General features: G+C 63.0%; 17 protein-coding genes. 12 read left to right on the top strand and 5 right to left on the bottom strand.

Annotated elements, in window-relative coordinates; genetic code table 11:
- Window positions 1-2 precede the first annotated feature (2 nt).
- Together lysA and L6Q67_RS05080 are read right to left on the bottom strand one after the other, a co-directional pair.
- A complete protein-coding gene (gene lysA, locus L6Q67_RS05085; protein WP_296566252.1) occupies window positions 3-1,265 on the bottom strand; it encodes a diaminopimelate decarboxylase in 1,263 nt (420 codons plus the stop codon).
- Window positions 1,262-1,459, bottom strand: a complete 198-nt coding sequence (locus L6Q67_RS05080) for a lipoprotein (RefSeq protein ID WP_296566250.1) — start codon at window positions 1,457-1,459, stop codon at window positions 1,262-1,264. The genes lysA and L6Q67_RS05080 overlap by 4 nt, the downstream gene beginning before the upstream one ends.
- A 47-nt stretch (window positions 1,460-1,506) precedes the next feature.
- On the opposite strand from L6Q67_RS05080, the gene cyaY reads away from it, so the two are divergent.
- Window positions 1,507-1,827: an iron donor protein CyaY gene (gene cyaY, locus L6Q67_RS05075; protein WP_296566247.1), complete on the top strand. Its 321-nt coding sequence runs from the start codon at window positions 1,507-1,509 to the stop codon at window positions 1,825-1,827.
- A gap of 12 nt (window positions 1,828-1,839) precedes the next feature.
- Here cyaY and L6Q67_RS05070 read toward each other — a convergent pair whose 3' ends face one another.
- The gene (locus L6Q67_RS05070; RefSeq protein ID WP_296566973.1) at window positions 1,840-4,134 is read right to left on the bottom strand and encodes a penicillin-binding protein 1A; all 2,295 of its coding nucleotides are present in this window, start codon (window positions 4,132-4,134) and stop codon (window positions 1,840-1,842) included.
- A 174-nt stretch (window positions 4,135-4,308) separates the two neighbouring features.
- Here L6Q67_RS05070 and L6Q67_RS05065 point away from each other — a divergent pair, with 174 nt between their 5' ends.
- The 11 genes from L6Q67_RS05065 to L6Q67_RS05015 all read left to right on the top strand — a co-directional run bounded on the left by L6Q67_RS05065 (window position 4,309) and on the right by L6Q67_RS05015 (window position 20,660).
- Window positions 4,309-5,385, top strand: coding sequence for a pilus assembly protein PilM (locus tag L6Q67_RS05065; protein WP_296566246.1), 1,077 nt, complete (start codon window positions 4,309-4,311; stop codon window positions 5,383-5,385).
- On the top strand, window positions 5,382-5,990 hold the full coding sequence (locus L6Q67_RS05060; protein WP_296566244.1) for a PilN domain-containing protein: 609 nt from the start codon (window positions 5,382-5,384) through the stop codon (window positions 5,988-5,990). Before L6Q67_RS05065 ends, L6Q67_RS05060 begins: the two co-directional genes overlap by 4 nt.
- Complete coding sequence (locus L6Q67_RS05055; protein WP_296566243.1) at window positions 5,990-6,664, top strand: type 4a pilus biogenesis protein PilO; 675 nt, start codon at window positions 5,990-5,992, stop codon at window positions 6,662-6,664. Before L6Q67_RS05060 ends, L6Q67_RS05055 begins: the two co-directional genes overlap by 1 nt.
- Before the next feature lie 5 nt (window positions 6,665-6,669).
- The gene (locus L6Q67_RS05050) at window positions 6,670-7,194 is read left to right on the top strand and encodes a pilus assembly protein PilP (protein WP_296566240.1); all 525 of its coding nucleotides are present in this window, start codon (window positions 6,670-6,672) and stop codon (window positions 7,192-7,194) included.
- Between the two features lie 59 nt (window positions 7,195-7,253).
- Window positions 7,254-9,368 (top strand): type IV pilus secretin PilQ, encoded by a 2,115-nt coding sequence (pilQ, locus tag L6Q67_RS05045; RefSeq protein ID WP_296566970.1) that lies wholly within the window; start codon window positions 7,254-7,256, stop codon window positions 9,366-9,368.
- A gap of 24 nt (window positions 9,369-9,392) precedes the next feature.
- Window positions 9,393-11,495, top strand: coding sequence for a hypothetical protein (locus L6Q67_RS05040; protein WP_296566238.1), 2,103 nt, complete (start codon window positions 9,393-9,395; stop codon window positions 11,493-11,495).
- Between the two features lie 49 nt (window positions 11,496-11,544).
- Window positions 11,545-12,072, top strand: a complete 528-nt coding sequence (locus L6Q67_RS05035; RefSeq protein ID WP_296566235.1) for a shikimate kinase — start codon at window positions 11,545-11,547, stop codon at window positions 12,070-12,072.
- Window positions 12,060-13,142, top strand: a complete 1,083-nt coding sequence (gene aroB / locus L6Q67_RS05030) for a 3-dehydroquinate synthase (RefSeq protein WP_296566232.1) — start codon at window positions 12,060-12,062, stop codon at window positions 13,140-13,142. The genes L6Q67_RS05035 and aroB overlap by 13 nt, the downstream gene beginning before the upstream one ends.
- 18 nt (window positions 13,143-13,160) lie before the next feature.
- Window positions 13,161-14,285: a deoxyguanosinetriphosphate triphosphohydrolase gene (locus L6Q67_RS05025; protein WP_296566228.1), complete on the top strand. Its 1,125-nt coding sequence runs from the start codon at window positions 13,161-13,163 to the stop codon at window positions 14,283-14,285.
- A gap of 233 nt (window positions 14,286-14,518) precedes the next feature.
- A complete protein-coding gene (locus tag L6Q67_RS05020) occupies window positions 14,519-19,195 on the top strand; it encodes a glutamate synthase-related protein (protein ID WP_296566225.1) in 4,677 nt (1,558 codons plus the stop codon).
- A gap of 1 nt (window position 19,196) precedes the next feature.
- Window positions 19,197-20,660 carry a glutamate synthase subunit beta gene (locus L6Q67_RS05015; protein WP_296566223.1) on the top strand — a complete coding sequence of 488 codons (1,464 nt, stop codon included), beginning with the start codon at window positions 19,197-19,199 and terminating at the stop codon, window positions 20,658-20,660.
- 61 nt (window positions 20,661-20,721) lie between these two features.
- Here the strand turns inward: L6Q67_RS05015 and L6Q67_RS05010 are convergent, their stop codons facing one another.
- Together L6Q67_RS05010 and L6Q67_RS05005 are read right to left on the bottom strand one after the other, a co-directional pair.
- Window positions 20,722-21,918 carry an acetate/propionate family kinase gene (locus L6Q67_RS05010; RefSeq protein WP_296566220.1) on the bottom strand — a complete coding sequence of 399 codons (1,197 nt, stop codon included), beginning with the start codon at window positions 21,916-21,918 and terminating at the stop codon, window positions 20,722-20,724.
- The gene (locus tag L6Q67_RS05005) at window positions 21,915-23,327 is read right to left on the bottom strand and encodes a bifunctional enoyl-CoA hydratase/phosphate acetyltransferase (protein WP_296566217.1); all 1,413 of its coding nucleotides are present in this window, start codon (window positions 23,325-23,327) and stop codon (window positions 21,915-21,917) included. Before L6Q67_RS05005 ends, L6Q67_RS05010 begins: the two co-directional genes overlap by 4 nt.
- Window positions 23,328-23,604: the final 277 nt, after the last annotated feature.

Here is a 23,604-nt window from a genome sequence, read left to right as displayed (position 1 = left end):
GGTCAGGGAAGCGGGCGTTCGCCCTTGAGCAGGTGTTCGAGGGTTTCCCGCTCGCGGATGACATGCACCGTGTCCCCGTCCACCAGCACCTCGGCGGCCCGGGGGCGGGTGTTGTAGTTGGAGCTCATGGTCATGCCGTAGGCGCCCGCCGACAGGATCGCCAGCAGGTCGCCGGTATCCACCGCCAGATCCCGGTCATGACCGAGGAAGTCGCCGCTCTCGCAGATCGGGCCGACCACTTCGTAGCGGGTCGTGGGCAGACCGCGCGGGGCAACGGCGACGATCTCGTGGTAGGCGTCGTAAAGCGCCGGGCGGGCCAGGTCGTTCATGGCCGCGTCGATGATGGCGAAGTTTTTCTCGACACCGGGCTTGAGGTATTCGATGCGGGTCAGCAGCAGGCCGGCGTTGCCCACCAGGGAGCGGCCCGGCTCGAAGCACAGGGCTTCGTCGCGTCCGGCGAAGCGCTCCAGCAGGGGCTTGAGGTATTCGGTGGGGGTGGGAGGCTCTTCGTCGCGATAGCGGATGCCGAGGCCGCCGCCCAAGTCGATGTGGTCGAGCTTGATGCCTTCGCTGGCCAGCTGGTCCACCAGACCGAGGATCTTGTCGGTGGCCTCGGCCATGGGGGCCGGGTCGAGGAGCTGGGAGCCGATGTGGCAGTCGATGCCGCTGATCTCGATGTGGGGCAGCGTGGCGGCCTTGCGATAGAGATCCAGGGCTTCGGTGAAGGCCACGCCGAACTTGTTGCTGCGCAGGCCGGTGGAGATGTAGGGGTGGGTGTTGGGATTGACGTCCGGGTTCACGCGGAAGGCGATCGGCGCACGCTTGCCCATGCTGGCGGCGACTTCGTTGAGGCGGTCGAGTTCGGCGGCTGACTCGACATTGAAGCAGCCGATGCCCGACTCGAGGGCGTAGCGCATTTCGTCGCGGGTCTTGCCGACGCCGGAGAAGATCACCTTGCCGGCGTCGCCACCTGCAGCCAGCACCCGGGCAAGCTCACCGCCCGAGACGATATCGAAGCCGGCGCCGAGGCGGGCGAACACAGACAGGATGCCCAGGCTGGAGTTGGCCTTGACCGCGTAGCACACCAGCGCCTTGCGCTGGCCGAGGGCCTGCTGATAGGACTCGTAGGCGGCAGTCAGCGCGGCGCGGGAGTAAACGTAAGTAGGCGTGCCGAAGCGCTCGGCGATGTCGGCGAGGGCGACCCCTTCGAGGGTCAGGCCGGCGGGGCCGGCAGTGAGCGTCGGCACGGGCAGGGCAGTCGTCATTGAGCGGAGTCCTGGGAGACGGGTTTGTTATGATCCATGTCAGGCACCCGGCTGGGCGCCGGCGTGGTGTCGGCAGGTGTGGCGGCCTTGGCTGCTGGCTTGGGGATCTGCGGGTAGTGCAGCGGGCCCTTGATGCCGCAGGCGCTCAGCAGGAGTGCGCCGCAGGTCGCGGCGGCGATGGCGAGTGTTCGCATGGGTTCCGCGCAAAAACGGGAATGTTAACAGAACAAGGGATCAGACGATGGATGAAGCAGACTTCAATGCCCTGGCGGAAGCCGAGCTGGACCGCCTGGAGCATCTTCTCGATGACTGTACGGCGGATATCGATTATGAGGTCAAGCCTGGCGGGATCGTCGAGATCGAGTTCGAGAACGGCAGCAAGATCATCGTGAACCGCCATTCTGCCGCCCGGGAAATCTGGCTGGCCGCCAAGTCCGGCGGTTTCCATTTCCGACCCGTCGATGGGCGCTGGGTGGGTACCCGCGATGGCGCCGATCTTTATGCCGTGCTGTCCCGCTGCATGTCGGAGCAGGCGGGTGAGGGGATCAGCCTGGCGGACTGACCCCTTCTCCGATTAGTTGGTCCCCGCTCCAGGGTTTGCCGGCGCTTCCTCCGTGGGGGTGCCGGATGGCTCTGGCGGCGCATCGGAGGGCGCGGCAGGCAGGTTCTCCTGGTAGATCATCTCTTCGCCCGGGCTGCCCGCAGGTTGAATGCGGATCAGGCCCTTGGGCGCCTGGGGATAGCTTTCCGGCACGTTGTCCAGGGCCTTGCGCATGTAGTTGATCCACATGGGCAGGGCTGCGGCGCCCCCTGTTTCACCATTGCCGAGCTTGCGCGGCTGGTCGAAGCCGATCCAGGCGACGGCGGCGACGGTGGGCTGGTAGCCGCAGAACCAGGCGTCCACGTATTCATTGGTGGTGCCCGTCTTGCCGGCAAGGTCGCCGCGCTTGAGCACCAGGGCCTTGGTTGCCGTACCCCGGCGCACGACGTCCTTCATGATCGAGTCCATGAGATAGGCGTTGCGTTCGTCGATGACCCGCTCGGCGGTTTCGCCGGCGATGGGCGGGTCTACGCGGGCGAGGACGTTGCCCGCCTCGTCACGGATCTCCTTGACCAGGAAGGGCTCCACCCGATAGCCACCGTTGGCGAATACCGAGTAGCCGCGCAGCATCTGCCATGGGGTTACCGAGCCGGCGCCGAGGGCCATGGTCAGGTAGGGTGGGTGGCGTTCGGGGTCGAAGCCGAACTTGGAAATGTAGTCCTGGGCGTAGCGGGGGCCGATGGACTTGAGCAGGCGGATCGACACCATGTTCTTGGAGCGTGCCAGGGCCGAACGGAGCGAGATCGGGCCATCGTAGCGGCCATCGTAGTTCTTGGGCTCCCAGGATTGACTGCCGGTCTCGCCGGCCGGGAAGGACAGGGGGGAGTCATCCACCACACTGTTCGGACCATAGCCCTTTTCGAAGGCGGCCGAGTAGATGAACGGCTTGAAGCTCGAGCCTGGTTGTCGCCAGGCCTGGGTGGCGTGGTTGAACTTGTTGCGGTTGAAGTCGAAGCCGCCGGCCAGGGCGCGAACCGCGCCGGTCTGGGGGTCGGCGGCTACGAGCGCGCCTTCCACCTCGGGAAGCTGGGTGATCTCCCAGCGGTTCTCACCGCGGGTGATGCGGACGATCGCTCCGGGGCGGATGCGCTTGTTGGGCGGGGCCTTGTCGCCGAGCATGCTGGACGCAAAGCGGAGACCTTCGCCGTTGATGCGGATCGACTCTCCGTAGCGGTATACCGTGACCGAGCCTCCACCCGCCTGGGTGACGATGGCGGCCAGCATGTCGTCGTAATCGGGGATCTCGGAAAGGATCTCGTCCATCGATTCGGTGTGCTGGGTGTTCAGGCGACCCGGGTCGGCGTAGCTCTCGGCGCCGCGATAGCCGTGGCGCCGGTCGTAGTCGAGGATGCCCCGGCGAAGTGCCTTGTAGGCGGCTTCCTGTTCGGCCTTGAGGATGGTCGTGATGACCTTGATGCCCTTCGTGTAGGTCTCGTCCTTGTACTGTTCGTAGGCGATCTGCCTAGCCATTTCGGCGATGTAGTCGGCACTGCCGCCCAGGTCGGCGGCGCTGCTCGCCACCTTGAGGGGGGTTTCCAGGGCCTGGCGATGTTCTGCGTCGCTGATGAAACCCAGTTCGGCCATCCGGCGCAGTACATATTGCTGGCGCTGGGCCGCCCGCTTTGGATTGACCACCGGATTGTAGGCGGACGGTGCTTTTGGCAATCCGGCGAGCATGGCGGCCTCCGGTACGTTCAGGTCGCGGATGGATTTGCCGAAATAGGTGTGAGAGGCCACCGCGAAGCCATAGGCCCGTCGCCCGAGGAAGATCTGGTTGATGTACACCTCGAGGATCTGGTCCTTGGTGAGGTTCTGTTCGATCTTGAAGGCGAGGAGAACCTCGTACAGCTTGCGCGAATAGGTCTTTTCCCGGGTCAGGAAGAAGTTGCGTGCCACCTGCATGGTGATGGTCGACGAACCCTGGCGCTTGCTGCCGGTGGCCAGGTTGGCGCCGGCTGCGCGCAGGATGCCGGCGAAATCCACGCCGGGGTGCTGGTAGAAGCGGTCGTCCTCTGCAGCCAGGATGGCGTGCTTGAGCACGGGCGGCACATCCTGGATGCGGATGAAGGCACGGCGTTCCTCGCCGTACTCGCCGATCAACTCGCCGTCCGCGGTGTAAACCCGCAGAGGGATCTTGGGGTGGTAGTCGGTAAGGGCTTCCAGCGAGGGCAGGGTCGGCCAGGCGAAGGCCACGGCGAGGGCAAGGATTGCAACGCCGATGGCGATCAGGCCTAGGAGGGCAACGAAGGGGTAGAGTACCCAGCGCATGTCAGGGGCGGGAAGCAAATGAAAGTCCTGCATTATACGAGGCAGGGCGTCTTGACGCCCGTTGCATGAATCGGTGTTTTACCGGCACTGGCTTTACACCTGTCATGGTTGTTGTTAGGATTTCAAGTAGATTGTTGTAATTGCGCCTAACGTAAAGAATTTTCAGGACTTTTTGTGATCGACCTATCCTTTCTCAGCCCCGGGGCGCGCCCCCTGATCGGTGTCGACATCTCGTCGTCGTCGGTCAAGATGGTCGAGTTGGCCGCCGCTTCCGGGGGAGGATTCCGGGTAGAGCGCTATGCGATCGAGGCACTGCCCAGAGATGCTGTTTCCGATGGCAACATCGCCAATCTGGAAGCGGTTTCCGAGGCGATCCGGCGGGGGTGGCGCCGGCTGGGCACCAATACCAAGTTCGTTGCCCTGGCCCTGCCGGCATCGGCAGTCATCACCAAAAAGATCATCCTTCCCGCAGGCTTGCGTGACCAGGAACTGGAAGTTCAGGTCGAGTCGGAGGCCAACCAGTACATTCCCTTTGCCCTCGACGAGGTCAATCTCGACTTCCAGGTGGTCGGGCCGGCCGCATCGGGTGCCGACGAGGATGAGGTGCTGATTGCCGCATCGCGCAAGGAGAAGGTGGAAGATCGGGTTGCTGCGGCTGAGGCGGCGGGCCTGAAGGCCCTCGTGATGGATGTCGAGTCTTACGCTGCGCTTTCGGCCTTCGATCTCGTGCAGGCTGATCTCCCCGACGCCGGGCACGACAAGATCATCGCCCTCGTAGATGCGGGGGCCAACGTCATGAACGTGTCGGTCCTGCGCAATGGTGTGCAGGTCTATGCCCGGGAGCAGGCTTTTGGCGGCTTCCTGCTGACCCAGGACATCATGCGGCATTTCGGCATGTCGCTGGAGGAGGCTGAGAGCAGCAAGCGCACGGGGGCCCTCCCCGAGAGTTACGAGGCGGATCTGCTGAGGCCGTTCATGGACGCCCTGGCCCTGGAAGTGTCCCGTGCCCTGCAGTTCTTCTTCACTTCGACCCAGTTCAATCAGGTGGATCACATCGTCCTGGCGGGGGGGTGTGCGGTGATTCCTGGCCTTGCCGATACGGTCGCCGGCCGGACCCAGGTTGATACTCACATTGCCAATCCCTTTGCGGGAATGAGCTTGAGCTCCAAGGTCCGCCCCAAGAATCTGTCGGCGGATGCACCGGCGCTGCTCGTGGCCTGTGGCCTCGCCCTGCGGAGGTTTGATTCGTGATCCGTATCAACCTGCTCCCCCACCGGGAGGAAAAGCGCAAGGCCCGTCGTCAGCAGTTCGTCCTGCTGGCAGCACTGACAGCATTGGCGGGCCTGGCGGTATGGTTCGTCGGGCATTCCATCATCGCGGGCTATGTCGAGGGGCAGGAAGCCAAGAATGCTTTCCTCAAGCGGGAAATCGCAGCCCTCGATACGGAGATCTCCGAGATCAAGGGGCTGCGCGAGCAGGCCGAGGCGCTCCTGTCGCGCAAGCAGGTCATCGAGTCCCTGCAGACCAACCGGACCGAGACCGTGCAGATCTTCAACGAGCTCGCCCGGCAGATGCCTGAAGGCGTCTATCTCAAGTCGCTCAAGCAGACGGGTTCAAAGATCAATCTGATCGGTTATGCCCAGTCCAACGCAAGAGTCTCCAATCTGATGCGCAATCTTGAGGCCTCGCCTCATCTTGAGCGCGCAGATCTCGTCGAGGTCAAGGCCGCCGTATTGAATACCCGCCGCGTGAGTGAATTCAGCCTCAACGTGAATATCGAACGCGCCAAGGCGGCGGATGCCGATCTGGTCAAGGAAAAGGGTGCGTCGGCAGCGGCCCCGAAGGGGAAACCATAATGGGCCTCAAAGAATCGCTCGAGAGCCTGCGCAATCTCGACCTGCAGACCCTGCAGCGGGATTTCAGAGGGCTTGATCCGAATGATCCGGGGCAATGGCCCCTGCTGCCGCGGGTGGCGACTCTGCTGGCCCTGTTTGCGGCCATCGTTGCGGGTGGGTGGTGGTTCGACTGGAGTGATCAGTTCGCTACGCTGGAGGTCCGTGAGCGCGAGGAGCTGACCCTCAAGGAGGACTGGCTGAGCAAAAAGCGGCAGGCCGTGAATCTGGTGGAGTACCGTCGGCAACTCAGCGAAATTGACCGGCAGTTTGGCGCCTTGCTTAAGCAGCTGCCGAATCGTTCGGAGATCGAATCCCTTCTTGCCGACATCAACCAGGCCGGTCTGGGGCGTGGCCTTCAGTTCGAGTTGTTCAAGCCAGGTGCCGAGGGGTCGAAGGATTTCTACGCCGAATTGCCGATTGCCGTGCGTGTCACCGGCAGCTATCACGATCTCGGCGAGTTTGTCAGTGACGTGGCCCAGATGCCCCGTATCGTGACCCTCAATGACATTGCGATCGAGGCCATGAAGGAGGGCAACCTGAAGTTCGACGCCACTGCCGTCACCTACCGCTATCTGGACGACGAGGAAGTTGCCCGGCTGCGCAGGGAAAAAGCCAAGGAAAAGGCGGCCAAGTGAGGATCATGCGACTGACTTTGATGCTGCCGCTGGCAGCCTTCCTGGTTCTTCCAGGCTGTTCGGATCAGCAGGATGACCTTCGGCACTGGATGACCGAGTCCTCGAAAGATCTCAAGCCCAATCTCAAACCGCTGCCTCCGATCCAGCAGGCAGTGGAGGTGGTTTACGAGGGGGCGGGAAGGATTGATCCCTTCCGGGCGGCGAAGCTAGAGCCGGACAAGAAGTCGGGGATGTTCATGCCCGATGCCAACCGCCGCAAGGAGCCGCTGGAGTCTTTCCCCCTCGAATCCCTGAAGATGGTGGGGGTCTTGATCAAAAAGGGGCAGTCCCACGCCATTGTCGTGGCAGACAAGACCTTGCATCAGGTCAAGGTTGGAAACTATCTCGGGCAGAACTACGGCCATATCACGGCCATATCCGAGTCCGAAATCACATTGAAAGAGCTCGTCGAGGACGCCGGTGGCGAATGGACCGAGCGTATCAGCACGCTGCAACTGCAGGAGCAGGCGCCTCAGGAGGCGAAGAAATGAAAATGGGACGTCGTAGCTTCAGGTTGGGTGCATTGGCCGTAGTGGCAGTGCTGGGATGCATGGCCCCGGCGGCGCCTGCGCTCGCCCAGACCACCCAGGCTGCCGTGCCGGCGGGCAATCGGATCGAGAAGATGGTTGCCGCGGAGCAGGGGGGCAGCATCATCCTCAAGCTGACCATGGCGCAGCCGCTGGCGGTGGCGCCTGGCAGTTTCAGCGTGGCCAATCCTGCCAGGATTGCCTTTGACTTCCCGGACACGGCCAATGGCCTTGGCCGGAACAGCCAGGTCCTGAATACCGGCGATCTGCGCAGCGTGAATATCGTGCAGGTCGGAGATCGTACCCGGCTGGTGCTGAACCTCTCCCGTGTTTATCCCTACGAGACGCGGATCGAAGACCGGGATATCTACATCACCTTGGCCTCGGGATCTTTCAAGGAAGCCTCGGGGGCAGCTCCCCAGTCCACCCAGTTTGCACCGGCGGCAGTCGGGCAAAACGAGAAGCATGCCATTCGCGACGTCAATTTCCGGCGCGGAAAGGACGGCGAGGGACGTCTGGTGGTCGATCTGTCCGATCCCAATGCGGGCATCGATATCCGCCAGCAGGGCACCAGTCTGATCGTTGATTTCCTGAAGACCGATGTTCCCGAGCAGCTTCGTCGCAAGCTCGATGTGGTGGATTTTGGAACGCCGGTTTCGTCCGTGCTTACCCAGGCCCAGGGCGGCAATGTGCGCATGACGGTGACGCCTCGTGGGCTGTGGGAGCACAACGCGTACCAGAGCGACAATCAATTCGTGCTTGAGGTGAAGCCGGTCAAGGAAGACCCGAACAAGCTGACTCAGGGTGCAGGCAAGGCGCGTTTCGGTGGCGAGAAGCTCTCCCTCAATTTCCAGAATATCGACGTACGTTCGGTGCTTCAGGTCATTGCCGACTTCACCAACTTCAACATCATCACCAGCGACTCCGTCCAGGGCAACCTTACCTTGCGCCTCAAGGATGTTCCGTGGGATCAGGCTCTGGACATCATCCTGCAGGCCCGCGGTCTTGATCTGCGCAAGAACGGCAACGTGATCTGGATTGCGCCGCGGGACGAGCTTGCTGCCCGCGAGAAACTTGATCTCGAATCCAAGGCGCAGATTGGTGATCTGGAGCCCCTGCGCACGGAGAGTTTCCAGATCAACTATCACAAGGCCAAGAACGTTGCCGAGTTCCTCAAGAGCAAGGACCAGAGCGTGCTCTCCAAGCGTGGCAGCGTGGTGCCGGACGAGCGCAGCAACAAGATCTTCGTCAATGATGTGGCGTCGCGACTGGAAGAGCTGCGTCGCCTGATTGCCGAAATCGACGTGGAGGTGCGTCAGGTACTGATCGAAGCACAGATTGTCGAGGCGACGGACACTTTCACCCGCAACCTCGGTGTGCGTCTCGGTTTTGGCGGCAAGACGGGTGGGCTGCTCGGCAAGACCGACGGTGGCGTTTCTGTGTACCGGAACACTTTTGGTTCCGGATCCCTGACTTCCACGGGTTATCAGGCGGGGCAGATCTCCACTGTGCCCAACTTCACCGATTCCCTGGCGGTTAATCTGCCGGCCTCCACCATCAACGGCAAGCAGGCTGGCGCCTTCTCCTTGGCCTTGTGGAACAGCGCAGCCACCCGTTTCATCGATATGGAGGTTTCGGCACTGGAGGCAGATGGCCGGGGGAAGGTGGTGTCGAGGCCGCGCGTGATGACGGCAGACAAGGTTGAGGCCCTCATCGAGCAGGGTACCGAAGTGCCCTTCCAGACTCAGGGCGGTGGAACGACGGCACCCACGGTGTCGTTCAAGAAGGCCAACCTGGCCCTCAAGGTGAAGCCGCAGATCACGCCCGATGGCAAGGTGATGATGAGCATCGAGGTCAACAAGGATCAACCGCGTTATGACCGTCCGGTGGCCAACGGCAACGTGCCCATCGATACGAAGCACGTCAAGACCGAGGTCGTGGTCGAAAATGGTGGCACCATCGTAATCGGCGGCATCTACACGCAGGACGTGTCCAACAATACGGTTAAAATTCCGCTCCTGGGCGATCTTCCGGTGCTTGGTTATCTGTTCCGCAGCAACGAGCGGACCGACAACAAGACCGAGTTGCTCATCTTCATTACGCCCCGCATCATCAACGATCAGCTGGGTTTGCGCTGACCAATGGCCAGAATGGATTTTTCAATGCGTGATTCTTTCTCAGCGGCTTTCCGCTCCCATGCCCGACTCATCGCCCCTTCACTGATTGCGCTGGCACTGGTCAGTTGTGGTGGCGGCGGTGGCGGCAGTGGCTCCACCAGCTGCCCGGGGGGCTTTTTGACCTGTACCGGGTCGGGAACCGACGGTGGTACCACCACCCAGACGCCAAAGGTCACCCTGACCCTGGTGGATGCGGGGACGGGGGCGGCAACCAACAACCTGACCTCGGGCAAGCCGCTGACGGTTCGTGCGCTGCTTGTTTCTCCCACGGGGGTGCCATTGGCGAATCGGGTGGTCACCTTTACCACCGATGGTTCGCTTGCAGTTTTCGATCCGACTTCGGGTACCCGCCTGACTGACGCCAATGGCCTTGCCACGATCAATCTGCTGGCTGCGGATCTCGCTTCGAGCGGTGCGGCTCAAGTCACTGCCACGGTGGATGTGGATGGTGCTTCGGTCACCCAGAAGATTGCCTACGCCGTCAGCCCGGGTTCGGTGACGCTGTCGAATCTGACGGCGAATTCGACCTCCCTGAGCGCCTATGGCAGCACTTCCATTTCTGTGCAGGTGTACTTCAATGGCGTGCTGACGACGACGCCGCTCACCGTCAACTTCTCGTCAGGCTGTGACAGTAACGGCAAGGCCAGCATCACCAAGAGTGTTGCAACCATCAACGGTGTTGCGACGGCTACCTACACTGACAAGGGTTGTGCCGGCTCGGACATCATCACGGCTTCCCTGCAGGGAACATCCGCCCAGACCACGATTGCGGTTGCTGCGCCGAGGGCGTCGAATATCGGTTACGTTTCCGCGAGCCCCTCGTCGATGGCCCTTGCCGGTACGGGCGGGGCGGGGCTGTCTTCCAGTTCCGTCGTGACCTTCAAGGTGGTGGATAGCACCAACAACCCGGTCGCCTCCAAGGCGGTGAGTTTTGATCTTTCCACGCGTGTGGGCGGCATCAAGCTCAATAACCAGCTTTCCGGCCCGGTGCAGGCCACTTCCGATGGCGCCGGTCTGGTCAGTGTGACGGTGTCCGCCGGTTCTGTTCCGACCCCCGTCTGGGTTACGGCTACCCTTGTGGATGATCCGACCATCGTGACGCAATCCACCAATCTCACGATCTCCACGGGGCGTCCGACGCAGGATCGTTTCTCCCTATCCATCGGCACCTTCAACATTGAGGGCTGGAGTCGGGACGGTACGACGACGAGAGCCAACGTGTACGCGTTTGACCGGCTGGGTAACCCGGTGGCCGATGGCACGGTGATCAATTTCATCAGTGAAGGTGCTGGCATTCAGCCGTCCTGCGTAACCGCGGCGGGTTCGTGCAGCGTTACCGTTACCAGTGGCGAGTTCCGTCCGCGGGTCGATAGCGAACCCTCCACTTTTGCGGTCAAGGCTGGTCGGGTCACCATTCTTGCCTATGCCCAGGGCGAGGAGAGCTTTGACGACCTGAACCAGAACAACATCTATGATGCGGGTGAGGTGTTCCGTGATCTGGGTGATGCCTTCGTTGATAACACGGAGGACAGAGTCTGGACTTCGGGTGAGCGGGAAATCCAGTTCAGTGCGCTGAACACCTCCGCGTGCCCGGCTTATCCGTCTGATGGGCGATATTCAAATGCGCCCTACAAGGTGGGAACCTGCGATGGCGTGTGGGGCAACGCCCATGTGCGTCGTAACATCGTGATGGTTCTGTCCAGCCATGTCATCGGTACTGTGGCCCCGTCGACCTTCACCATACTACCCAAGGCTAATGCGACGGCAGTGCCGCCGGTAGCTCCGGTTTGTTCCGCTTCCTTCACGTTCCGGATGTCTGACATCAACAATAATCCGTTGCCTGCCGGTGCTGCACTCACGGCTATCTCAGGGGTGACTTACAAGAACGATACGGGTGATACGGTGAAGGCGACCGTGTCCTTCCCGCCGGGGTCCGATACTGTGTCCAACACCGATGCTCCTGGTGGCACGTTTCACACTTTGCTGGTTGAAGGCTCCAAGTGCGCAACGGACATGACCGGCAGCATCGGCATCACCGTGACATCTCCGAGTGGGGACTCGAGCGGCAAGACCATTACGATCAACTGATGACTGTTCCGGGGATTCCTAGCCGAGCCCCGGTCCCATGGGGCGGGGCATGAATCATCCGAAATGTATTGTTCTTGTCGGAATGCCCGGTTCCGGCAAGACAACCGTGGGCCGAGAGCTTGCCAAGCGTCTCGGCCTTCGGTTTGTTGATAGCGATCACGAGATCGAGTTGCGCACCGGCGTCAAGATTCCGACGATTTTCGAGATCGAGGGCGAAGAGGGCTTTCGCAAACGCGAAACATGTACCCTCGATGCGCTTACCCAGGAGGCCGGTCTGGTGTTGGCCACCGGTGGTGGTGCGGTGATTAGCCCCGTTAACCGTGAGTTGCTGTCCGGGCGTGGTGTCGTCATCTACCTCAATGTGCCTCCGCACATCCTGTGGGAGCGCACCCGTCACGACCGTAGCCGTCCGCTGTTGCAGGTCCCCGATCCGCGGGGACGGCTCCAGCAACTCTATGTCGCCCGCGATCCTCTTTATCGCGAAGCCGCACACATCATTGTCGAAGGCGGGCGGGGAACACCCCATGCCATGGTCCGGATGATCGAGAAAGAACTGCAGATCTTATGCGCACACTGAATGTAGAGCTTGCCGAGCGTAGCTATCCGATTCGCATCGGTGCCGGGCTTGTCGGTGATCCTGCCCTTATCCTGCCGTATCTGAAAACGAAGCGTGTTGCGGTGATCACCAACGATGTGGTGGGGCCGCTTTATCTTGCGCCTTTTGTGGCGGGCCTGCAGGCTCAGGGGTTGCAGGTAACGGAGATTGTCCTGCCGGATGGCGAGGCGAACAAGGACTGGCCGACTCTCAACCTCATCTTCGACGGCCTGCTGGCCGCACGCTGTGATCGCAGTACCACGCTGATCGCTCTGGGCGGGGGGGTGGTCGGTGACATGGTCGGCTTTGCCGCTGCGACCTATCAGCGGGGCGTACCCTTCATCCAGGTGCCGACAACGCTGCTGTCCCAGGTGGATTCATCGGTGGGGGGGAAGACCGCCATCAATCATCCCCTCGGCAAGAACATGATCGGCGCCTTCTACCAGCCTCGGCTGGTGCTGGCCGATACCCGCGTGCTCAATACCCTGCCGGATCGGGAGCTCAGGGCGGGACTGGCGGAGGTCATCAAGTACGGTCTGATCCGTGATCTGCCCTTTCTGGAATGGATCGAGTCTCACCTGGACCGTCTCCTCGCGCGGGAGCCCGAGGCCCTTGCAGAGGCGGTTGAGCGCTCCTGCCGCAACAAGGCCGAGGTCGTTGCTGCCGATGAAACGGAGCAGGGTGAGCGGGCGACCCTCAATCTCGGCCACACATTTGGCCACGCCATTGAGACCGGGATGGGCTATGGCGAGTGGCTGCATGGCGAAGCCGTGGCTGCCGGCACGATCATGGCAGCCGATCTGTCCCGGCGCATGGGCTGGCTCGGTGACGCCGATGTGGCCCGCATCCGGCTCATCCACGAGCGTGCAGGCTTGCCGGTGGTCGGGCCGACGCTCGGCGCCGAGCGCTATCTGGAGCTCATGTCCCACGACAAGAAGGTGTCGGACGGCACGCTGCGGCTCGTGCTGCTGAAGGGGCTGGGTCGCGCGGTGATCAGCGCCGAGGCGACGCCGGCACAGATGCGGGCCAGCATCGAGGCGTGCTGCGCCTAAGGCCTGATCGAGCACGCTATGACCCAACTGGCGCCCTACGCAGTCACTGAAACCAACAGTCGGGGGCGTCAGATTGCTGAGGCCCCTCCGACGGCCCGGGGCGAGTTTCAGCGCGATCGGGACCGGATCGTCCACTGCACCGCGTTTCGACGGCTTGAGTACAAGACCCAGGTGTTTGTGAATCATGAAGGGGATCTGTTCCGCACCCGTCTGACCCACAGCATCGAAGTCGCCCAGATCACCCGCTCCATTGCCCGCGCCCTGCAGCTGAATGAGGATCTGGCCGAGGCGGTCGCCCTCTCGCACGACCTTGGTCACACCCCCTTCGGCCATGCGGGTCAGGATGCCCTCAATGCCTGCATGAAGGATTTCGGCGGCTTTGAGCACAATCTTCAGTCCCTTCGCACGGTTGATCTGCTTGAGGAAAGCTACGCCGAATTCAACGGCCTCAATCTCATGCATGAAACCCGGGAGGGGATTCTCAAACATTGCTCGCCCAAGAATGCAGAGCAGCTCGGTGACATCGGCCGGCGTTTTCTCGAAGGGCGTCAGCCTTCCCTCGAGGCTCAGCTGGCCAATCTGGCCGACGAGATTGCCTACAATAACCACGACGTCGATGACGGCCTGCGTTCCGGTCTGATAAGCCTCGAGCAGCTCGAAGCGGTGCCGATCTTCGCGCACAAGCGTCAGGTCGTCGAGGAGGCCTACCCCGGCATTGGTGGCCGGAGGCTGATTCATGAAACCATCCGGCGCATGATCAACATGATGGCGGTGGACCTGATCGAACAGACTCGCAGCAATATTGCCGCTGCCGACGTCGGCTCTCTTGATGATGTTAGGGCTGCGCCACGGCTTGTGGCCTACAGCCCGGATCTCCTGCCTGCGCTGCGCGTCCTCAAGACCTTTCTGCGCGACAATCTCTATCACCACTATCAGGTCTTGCGCATGACCGACAAGGCCCGGCGCATCATCCAGGATCTCTTCGGGGCGTTCATGAGCGATCCCCGCCTGCTGCCGCCCCAGTACCAGCTGATGGCCCGCATCGACAAGCCCCGCGCCATCGCGGACTACATCGCCGGAATGACCGATCGCTATGCGATGCGCGAGCATCGGCGCCTGTTTGCCGTCGGCGAGATCCATTGAACCGCGGCTGCCATGCGGCAGCGCAAAAATTCCTTGAAGAACGGGCACCTGCGGCGGTATATTCGACCCTCGCCCAATGTGTTTGAACGGTCTCCTCGCCGGGATCGAGCGTAGCCGGCTGGCCAGCATCCGCCGGCTTTTTCACGGTTCGGACGGGGCGACTTTCCGCAGTTTGAATGTCCGGCGTCGCAGGAATGCGGGCGCCGGTGTGTGTTGTGTCGAGGAAAAACAAGATGGATCTTCCCCTGGAGCAGGGTCTTTACGACCCCGCCAACGAACATGACGCCTGTGGTGTCGGCTTCATCGCACATATCAAGGGCAACCGAACTCACGAGATCGTCAATCAAGGTCTCGAGATCCTCAAGAACCTGGATCACCGGGGTGCTGTTGGCGCCGACCCGCTGCAGGGCGATGGCGCCGGTATCCTGATCCAGATTCCGGATACCCTTTTCCGCGAGGAAATGGCCAAGCAGGGCGTGACGCTGCCGCCCGCCGGCGATTACGGTGTCGGCATGGTCTTCCTGCCGAAGGAGCATGCCTCGCGCCTCGCCTGTCAGGACGAAATCGAGCGTGCCGCCCGTGCCGAAGGCCAGGTGGTGCTCGGCTGGCGCGATGTGCCCACCGACCCGGCCATGCCCATGTCGCCGACCGTCAAGGCCAAGGAGCCGGTGATCCGCCAGGTCTTCATCGGTCGTGGCCCCGACGTGATGGTCACCGAGGCCCTCGAGCGCAAGCTTTACGTGATCCGTCGCCGCGCCGCCAACGCCATTGGCAGCCTCAAGCTCAAGCACTCCAAGGAGTTCTACACGCCGTCCATGTCGGCGCGGACCATCAACTACAAGGGTCTGCTGCTCGCCGATCAGGTCGGCCAGTACTACCTCGACCTCCAGGACCCGCGCTGTGTCTCCGCGCTGGCCCTCGTGCACCAGCGCTTCTCCACCAACACCTTCCCCACCTGGCATCTCGCCCATCCGTTCCGCTACATCGCCCACAATGGCGAAATCAACACCGTGCGCGGCAACTACAACTGGATGCGTGCCCGTGAGAAGGGTACCCACTCTCCGTTGCTGGGTGATGACCTGCAGAAGCTGTGGCCGTTGATCTACCCGGGGCAGTCCGACTCGGCGTCCTTCGACAACGCCCTCGAGCTGCTGGTGATGAGCGGCTACTCGCTGGCCCACGCCATGATGATGATGATTCCCGAAGCCTGGGAATCCCACACCCTCATGGATCAGAAGCGCCGCGCCTTCTACGAATACCATGCCGCCATGATGGAGCCGTGGGACGGCCCGGCCGCCGTGGCCTTCACCGACGGCCGCCAGATCGGCGCCACCCTCGACCGCAACGGCCTGCGCCCCGCCCGTTACTTCGTCACCGATGACGACTACGTGGTCATGGCCTCCGAGTCCGGCGTGCTGCCCTTCCCCGACGACAAGATCGTCAAGAAGTGGCGCCTCCAGCCGGGCAAGATGTTCCTCATCGACATGGAGCAGGGCCGCATCATCGACGACAAGGAAATCAAGGATTCCCTCGCCGCCGCCAAGCCCTACCAGGAGTGGATCAGCCGCATCAACATCCGCCTCGACACCTGTGCCGAGCCGGAGAGCGCCGTGGCGCCCGAGTACGCTGCATCCCTGCTGGATCGTCAGCAAGCCTTCGGCTACACCCAGGAAGACGTCAAGTTCATCCTTGAGCCCATGGCCAAGAGCGGTGAAGAGTCCACCGGTTCCATGGGTAACGACAGCCCGCTGGCCGTGCTGTCCGCCAAGTCCAAGCCGATCTACAACTACTTCCGCCAGCTCTTCGCCCAGGTGACCAATCCGCCGATCGACCCGATCCGCGAACAGCTGGTCATGTCGCTGGTGTCCTTCGTCGGCCCGCGCCCCAACCTGCTCGGCATCAACGAGATCAACCCCCCGTACCGCCTGGAAGTCCCCCAGCCGGTGCTGACCTTCTCCGACATGGCGAAGCTGCGGGAGATCGCCCGTTACACCGAGAACAAGTTCCGTTCGGCTGAACTGGACATCTGCTACCCGCTCGCCTGGGGCAAGGAAGGCGTCGAAGCACGCCTGGCCTCCCTGTGTGCGGAAGCCGAAAACGCGGTGCTCAGCGGCTCCAACATCCTGATCGTGTCCGACCGCAAGGTGGATGCGCTCAACGTGGCCATTCCGGCCCTGCTGGCCACCTCCGCGGTCCATCAGCACCTGGTCACCAAGGGGCTGCGTACCCGCACCGGTCTGGTCGTGGAAACCGGTTCCGCCCGGGAGACCCATCACTTCGCCGTGCTGGCCGGCTACGGTGCCGAGGCCGTCCACCCCTATCTGGCCCTGGAAACCCTGGCCCAGATCGCCGGTGGCGATGCCGAAACCGCCGAAAAGTACACCAAGCACTTCATCAAGGGTGTCGGCAAGGGCCTCATGAAGGTCATGTCCAAGATGGGCATCTCCACCTTCATGTCCTACACCGGCGCGCAGATCTTCGAGGCCATCGGCCTGCAGAAGGGTCTGATCGAGAAGTACTTCACCGGCACCTCCTCCCAGGTCGAGGGCATCGGTGTGTTCGAGGTCATGGAAGAGGCCATCCGCCTCCACCAGCAGGCCTTCAGTGCCGACCCGGTGCTGGCCAACATGCTCGACGCCGGCGGTGACTACGCCTACCGCATCCGTGGCGACGAGCACATGTGGACGCCGGACGCCATTGCCAAGCTGCAGCACTCCACCCGCTCCGGCAAATTCGACACCTACAAGGAATACGCCAAGATCATCAATGATCAGAGCAAGCGCCACATGACCCTGCGCGGCCTGTTCGAACTCAAGCCCGTCGGCACCCCGGTGCCGCTGGAAGAGGTCGAGCCCGCCAAGGAGATCGTCAAGCGCTTTGCCACCGGCGCCATGTCCCTGGGTTCCATCTCCACCGAAGCCCACACCACCCTGGCCATCGCCATGAACCGCATCGGCGGCAAGTCGAACACCGGTGAAGGTGGCGAGGACCCGAAGCGCTTCATCCCCATCGCCCAGCCGACCAAGCTGTCCGAGATCATCGGTGCCAGCCGCATCGAGCGCGACATCGAGCTCCAGGCCGGCGACAGCCTGCGCTCCTCGATCAAGCAGGTGGCGTCCGGCCGTTTCGGTGTCACCACCGAGTACCTGGTCAATGCCGATCAGATCCAGATCAAGATGGCCCAGGGCGCCAAGCCCGGTGAAGGCGGTCAGCTGCCCGGCCACAAGGTCTCCGAGTACATCGGCTTCCTGCGTCACTCCGTGCCCGGCGTCGGCCTGATTTCGCCCCCGCCGCACCACGACATCTACTCCATCGAGGATCTGGCCCAGCTGATCCACGACCTGAAGAACACCAACCCCGTGGCGGACATCTCCGTCAAGCTGGTGTCCGAAGTCGGTGTCGGTACCGTGGCGGCCGGTGTGGCCAAGGCCAAGGCCGACCACGTGGTGATCGCCGGCCACGATGGCGGCACCGGTGCTTCGCCCTGGTCCTCCATCAAGCACGCTGGTTCGCCGTGGGAGCTCGGCCTTGCCGAAACCCAGCAGACCCTGGTCCTCAACCGCCTGCGCAGCCGTATCCGCGTGCAGGTCGATGGTCAGATCAAGACTGGTCGCGACGTGGTCATCGGCGCCCTGCTGGGTGCCGATGAATTCGGCTTTGCCACCGCGCCGCTGGTGGTCGAAGGCTGCATCATGATGCGCAAGTGCCACCTCAACACCTGTCCGGTGGGCGTGGCCACGCAGGATCCGACCCTGCGCAAGCGCTTCTCCGGTCAGCCCGAGCACGTGGTCAACTTCTTCTTCTTCATTGCCGAAGAAGTTCGCGAGTTGATGGCCCAGCTGGGCGTGCGCAAGTTCGACGATCTGATCGGCCGCGCCGACCTCCTCGACATGCGTGCCGGTATCGAGCACTGGAAGGCCCGTGGCCTCGACTACAGCCGCATCTTCCACATGCCCAACGTGCCTGCCGACGTGCCGCGCATCCACACCGAGACTCAGGACCACAACCTGGCCAAGGCGCTGGACAACAAGCTCATCGAGCTGGCCAAGCCGGCCCTCGAGAAGGGCGAAAAGGTCTCCTTCGAGATCCCCGTGCGCAACATCAACCGCACCGTCGGCGCCATGCTGTCCGGGCGTTTCGCGGCCAAGTACGGTCACGCCGGCCTGCCCGACGACACCGTGCATATCCGCCTCAATGGTACGGCCGGCCAGAGTTTTGCCGCCTTCCTGTCCCGCGGCCTGACCCTCGAGCTGGTGGGTGAAGGCAACGACTACGTGGGCAAGGGCCTGTCCGGTGGCCGCATCATCGTGCGCCCGGCGGCGGGCTTCCGTGGCGACACGCCGAGCAACATCATCATCGGCAACACCGTGCTCTACGGTGCCACCGAAGGTGAGGCCTACTTTGCGGGTGTCGGCGGCGAGCGTTTTGCCGTGCGCAACTCCGGCGCCACCACCGTGGTGGAAGGTGTGGGCGACCACGGTTGCGAGTACATGACCGGCGGCACCGTGGTGGTGCTGGGCATGACCGGCCGCAACTTCGCTGCAGGCATGTCCGGCGGCGTGGCCTATGTGTTCGACGAAGACGGCACCTTCGAGTCCCGCTGCAACATGGCCCAGGTGGCCCTGGAGCCGGTCGAGGAGGAGATCGAGGCCCGCAAGGGTTCCGAGTCCGGCGACGAGCTCGAGTCCCACGGTCGCGTCGATGTGCGTCATCTGGGCATGGCCGATGAAGCCCTGCTCAAGATGCTGGTCGAGCGCCACGCCACCTACACCGGCAGCGAGCGCGCCAAGACCATCCTCGCCGACTGGGCCACCTACCGTGCCAAGTTCGTCAAGGTGATGCCGCACGAATACCGTCGCGCGCTGGCCGAGATGGCCGCGCAACAACAGAAAGAACTGGAGGCCGCGTAACATGGGCAAGCCAACTGGATTTCTCGAGTACCAGCGTCTTTCCGAGGCCTACGCCCCGGTCGAGCAGCGTCTCAAGCACTACAAGGAGTTCGTCGATCACCTGAGCGACGACGAGGCCGCCAAGCAGGGCGCTCGCTGCATGGACTGTGGCGTGCCCTTCTGCAACAACGGCTGTCCGGTGAACAACATCATTCCCGACTGGAATGACTTGGTGTTCCGCGGCAACTGGCAGGAGGCCATCGCGGTTCTGCACTCCACCAACAACTTCCCGGATTTCACCGGCCGGATCTGCCCCGCCCCGTGCGAGGCGGCCTGCACGCTGAACATCAACACCGACGCGGTGGGCATCAAGTCCATCGAGCACGCCATCATCGACAAGGCCTGGGAGAACGGCTGGGTTGTGCCGCAGCCGCCCACCTCCAAGACCGGCAAGAAGGTTGCCGTCGTCGGCTCCGGCCCGGCCGGTCTGGCCGCGGCCCAGCAGCTGGCCCGTGTCGGTCACGACGTGACCGTCTTCGAGAAGAGCTCCCGCATCGGCGGCCTGCTGCGTTACGGCATCCCCGACTTCAAGATGGAGAAGTCCCACATCGACCGTCGCGTTGCGCAGATGGAAGCCGAAGGCGTCACCTTCCGCACCAAGGTCTGTGTTGGCACCAAGCCGGGCGTCACCGGCATCAACGACGACGCCGTCGAAGTGGTGACCGCGGATCAGCTCAAATCCGAGTTTGATGCGGTGATCCTGGCGGCCGGTTCCGAAGTGCCCCGCGATCTGCCCGTTCCGGGCCGCGAGCTGGCCGGCGTGCATTTTGCGCTCGAGCTGCTGGTGCCCCAGAACAAGGAGGTGGCCGGCGACGACAAGAACCCCATCTCCGCCACCGGCAAGCACGTCATCGTGATCGGCGGCGGCGACACCGGTTCCGATTGCGTCGGCACCTCCAACCGTCACGGCGCCAAGTCCGTGACCCAGTTCGAAGTGATGCCCGAGCCGCCGAAGGAAGAGAACCGCCCGCTGACCTGGCCCTACTGGCCGATCAAGCTGCGCACCTCTTCTTCCCACGACGAGGGTTGCCAGCGCGAGTTCGCCGTGTCCACCAAGGAGTTCATCGGTGAAAACGGCAAGGTCAAGGCCCTGCGCACCGTCGAACTCGAATGGAAGGATGGCAAGCCGAGCGAGGTTGCCGGTTCCGAGCGCGAGCTGCCGGCCGATCTGGTGCTGTTTGCCATGGGCTTCACCAATCCGGTGGCGTCCCTGCTCGAAGCCTTCGGCGTCGACAAGGACGGCCGCGGCAACGCCAAGGCCACCACCGATGGTGAAGGCTGCTACGCCACCAACGTGGCCAAGGTCTTTGCCGCCGGTGACGTCCGCCGTGGTCAGTCCCTGGTGGTGTGGGCCATCCGCGAAGGCCGCCAGGCCGCCCGCGAGGTGGACACCTTCCTGATGGGTTCCAGCGTCCTGCCGCGCTGATATCCGTTCTGCCGCAATAAAAAAGCCCGGGTTTTCCGGGCTTTTTTACGTTCAGGACCGCTTACAGGCCCAGCAGATTCACCGCGTGGTGGCCGATCATCCACTCCTCGTTGGTGGGCACCACCAGCACTTCGATCTTGCTGTCGCGGGCGTGGATGCGGGTGGCGTGGCGTTCGTTGGCGGCGGGGTAGAGGGCCAGCCCGGTCCATGCCAGCCATTCGGCGATGCGCGCCCGTATCGGCGCCGCGTGCTCACCGATGCCGCCGGTGAACACGAGAGCGTCGAGGCCACCGGCAGCCATGCTGAGCTGGCCGATCATGCAGGCGGCGCGGTAGCAGAACAGCTCGATGGCTTCCTTGGCCGACTCCTCGTCGGACTCCAGCAGGGCCCGCATGTCCTGGCTGATGCCGGATACGCCGAGCAGCCCTGACTGCTTGTAGAGCAGATTGCTCAGGGACTTGGCGTCCATCCCCTTCTGCTCCACCAGGTGCAGGATCACACCCGGGTCCAGGCTGCCCGTGCGGGTGCCCATCATCAGCCCGTCCACCGCGGTGAAGCCCATGCTGGTGTCCCGTGACTGGCCGTCCCGCAGGGCGCACATGCTGGCGCCGTTGCCCAGGTGGGCGATGACGATGCCGCTGCGGGCTTTCTCTTCGCCCAGCAGGTCGGGCAGCTGGCGCGACACGAACTCATAGGACAGGCCGTGGAAGCCGTAGCGCTTGATGCCCTCGTTGGTCAGCGCGCGGGGGATGGGGAAGCGGCTCGCCACCGGCAGGCGGGTGCGGTGGAAGGCGGTGTCGAAGCAGCCCACCTGACGCACGTTGGGCATCAACCCGAAGAGCAGCTTGATGGCGCGCAGGTTGTGGGGCTGGTGCAGGGGCGCCAGCGGAATCAGCGCTTCAAGTTCCGTCACCACCTCCGGCGTGAGGACCACCGGTGCGCCATAGTGATCGCCCCCATGCACGATTCGATGGCCGGCGGCGACGATGTCCACGCCCGGGCTGTGGCGGTTGATCCAGCCAAAGATGAACTCCAGGGCCAGGCGGTGCTGGCCGTTCTGGTCGGTGCCCTCCGGCACGCTGAGGGCCTCGGTGAAGCGCTCGCCGGTGTGGGTGTCCTTGGCGTGCATCAGCGGCTCGGCGCCGATGCCTTCCACCTGACCCGACAGGCGGGGCGTATCGGCCAGGCGCGGGGTCATGGGGAAGAGGGCAAACTTCAGGCTCGAAGATCCTGCGTTGAGGATCAGGACGGCTTTCATAGACGGACTCCAAGGCGACGTTTGTGGGCCATGAGCTGTGCGATGGCACAGGAGGCGGTTCGGGTTTCGGCGGTATCGGCACGGCTGGTGAGCACGATGGGGACGCGGGCCCCCAGCACCACGCCGGCCATCAGGGCGTCGGCGAGGTATTCGAGTTGCTTGGCCACCATGTTGCCGGACTCGAGGTCGGGCACCACCAGGATGTCGGCCTGGCCGGCCACCGCCGAGCGGATGCCCTTGGTCTTGGCGGCCACCAGGGACACGGCGTTGTCGAAGGCCAGGGGGCCATCCAGCAGGCCACCCTTGATCTGGCCGCGGTCGGCCATCTTGCACAGGGCGGCGGCGTCGAGGGTCGAGCGGATCTTCTCATTGACCGTTTCCACCGCCGACAGGATGGCCACCTTGGGCTCGGGTACGCCCATCATGATCGCCAGTTCGATGGCGTTCTGGATGATGTGCACCTTGTCGGCCAGGGTCGGTTCGATGTTGATGGCCGCATCGGTGATCAGCAGCGGATGGGGGTAGGTCGGCACGTCGGCCATGAACACGTGGGACAGGCGTCGTGCCGTGCGCAGGCCGGTCTCCTTGGCCACCACCTCGCTCATCAGCTCATCGGTATGCAGGGAGCCCTTCATCAGGGCCTCCACCTCGCCGTTGCGGGCCAGGCGCACGGCGGTCTCGGCGGAGGCGTGGCTGTGGGGTACGTCGATGATGCGCACGCCGCGCAGGTCGATGCCGTCCCGGGCGGCCACTTCGCGGATCTTGCTCTCCGGCCCCACCAGCACCGGTATGACCAGCCCGGCATCACGGGCCTGGATGGGGCCGCGCAGGGATTCGGTATCACAGGGGTGGGCCACGGCGATGGGGATGGGCTCCATGCCCTTGGTCATCTCCAGCACATGCAGATAGCGCTGCTGGCGGTCGGAGATGGTGATCTCCGGCAGGGCCATGCGCGGGCGTTTGATCTTCTCGGTGGGGGCCATCACTTCGGCAGTGCCGTCGATGACCTTCAGCCCGTCCTGGTTCATGCACTGGCAGTCGAGCAACAGATGGTGGTTATGCTCGAAACGCTGGGTGCAGGTGATGGTGACGGTGAGGGTGTCGCCAATGGTGACGGGGCGCCAGAACTTGAGGGTCTGGCCCACGTAGACGGTGCCCGGCCCGGGAAACTCGGTGCCTAGAATGGAGGAGATCAGCACGCTGCCCCACATGGAATGGCCGACCACCTCGCGGAACTGGCTGGAGCGGGCGAACTCCGGGTCCACGTGGGTCGGGTTCACGTCGCCCGACATCACCGCGAACAGGTGGATGTCCTCGGGGCGCAGGGTGCGGACCAGCAGCGCCGAGTCGCCCACGGCGATCTCGTCAAATGTCCGGTTCTGGATGAAATCAAGCGCTTCGGTTGTCATGGAGTGTCCTGAAGTTGCAATGCAGCATGAACAATTCTACGGAAAGGCCTCATGGGAACTTTAGTATTAGATCAAATGAGTGCTGCATTGCATCACCAGCGCAGATTTTGTGCCTGTATGTAATCCGAGAACTGCTCCGCAAAGGCTTAAAAATGCCCCATGCTAGAATTTGTCGAAATGTCATCTCACCCTATCAAGGGCCCCTATGGAAGTGATCGTACTGGCCGCCGGCCAAGGTAAGCGTATGCGCTCGGTGTTGCCCAAGGTCTTGCAGCCG

The organism is Zoogloea sp., from assembly GCF_023150065.1.
Classification (GTDB): Bacteria; Pseudomonadota; Gammaproteobacteria; order Burkholderiales; family Rhodocyclaceae; genus Zoogloea.
This window is presented reverse-complemented; position numbering and strand designations above follow the sequence as displayed.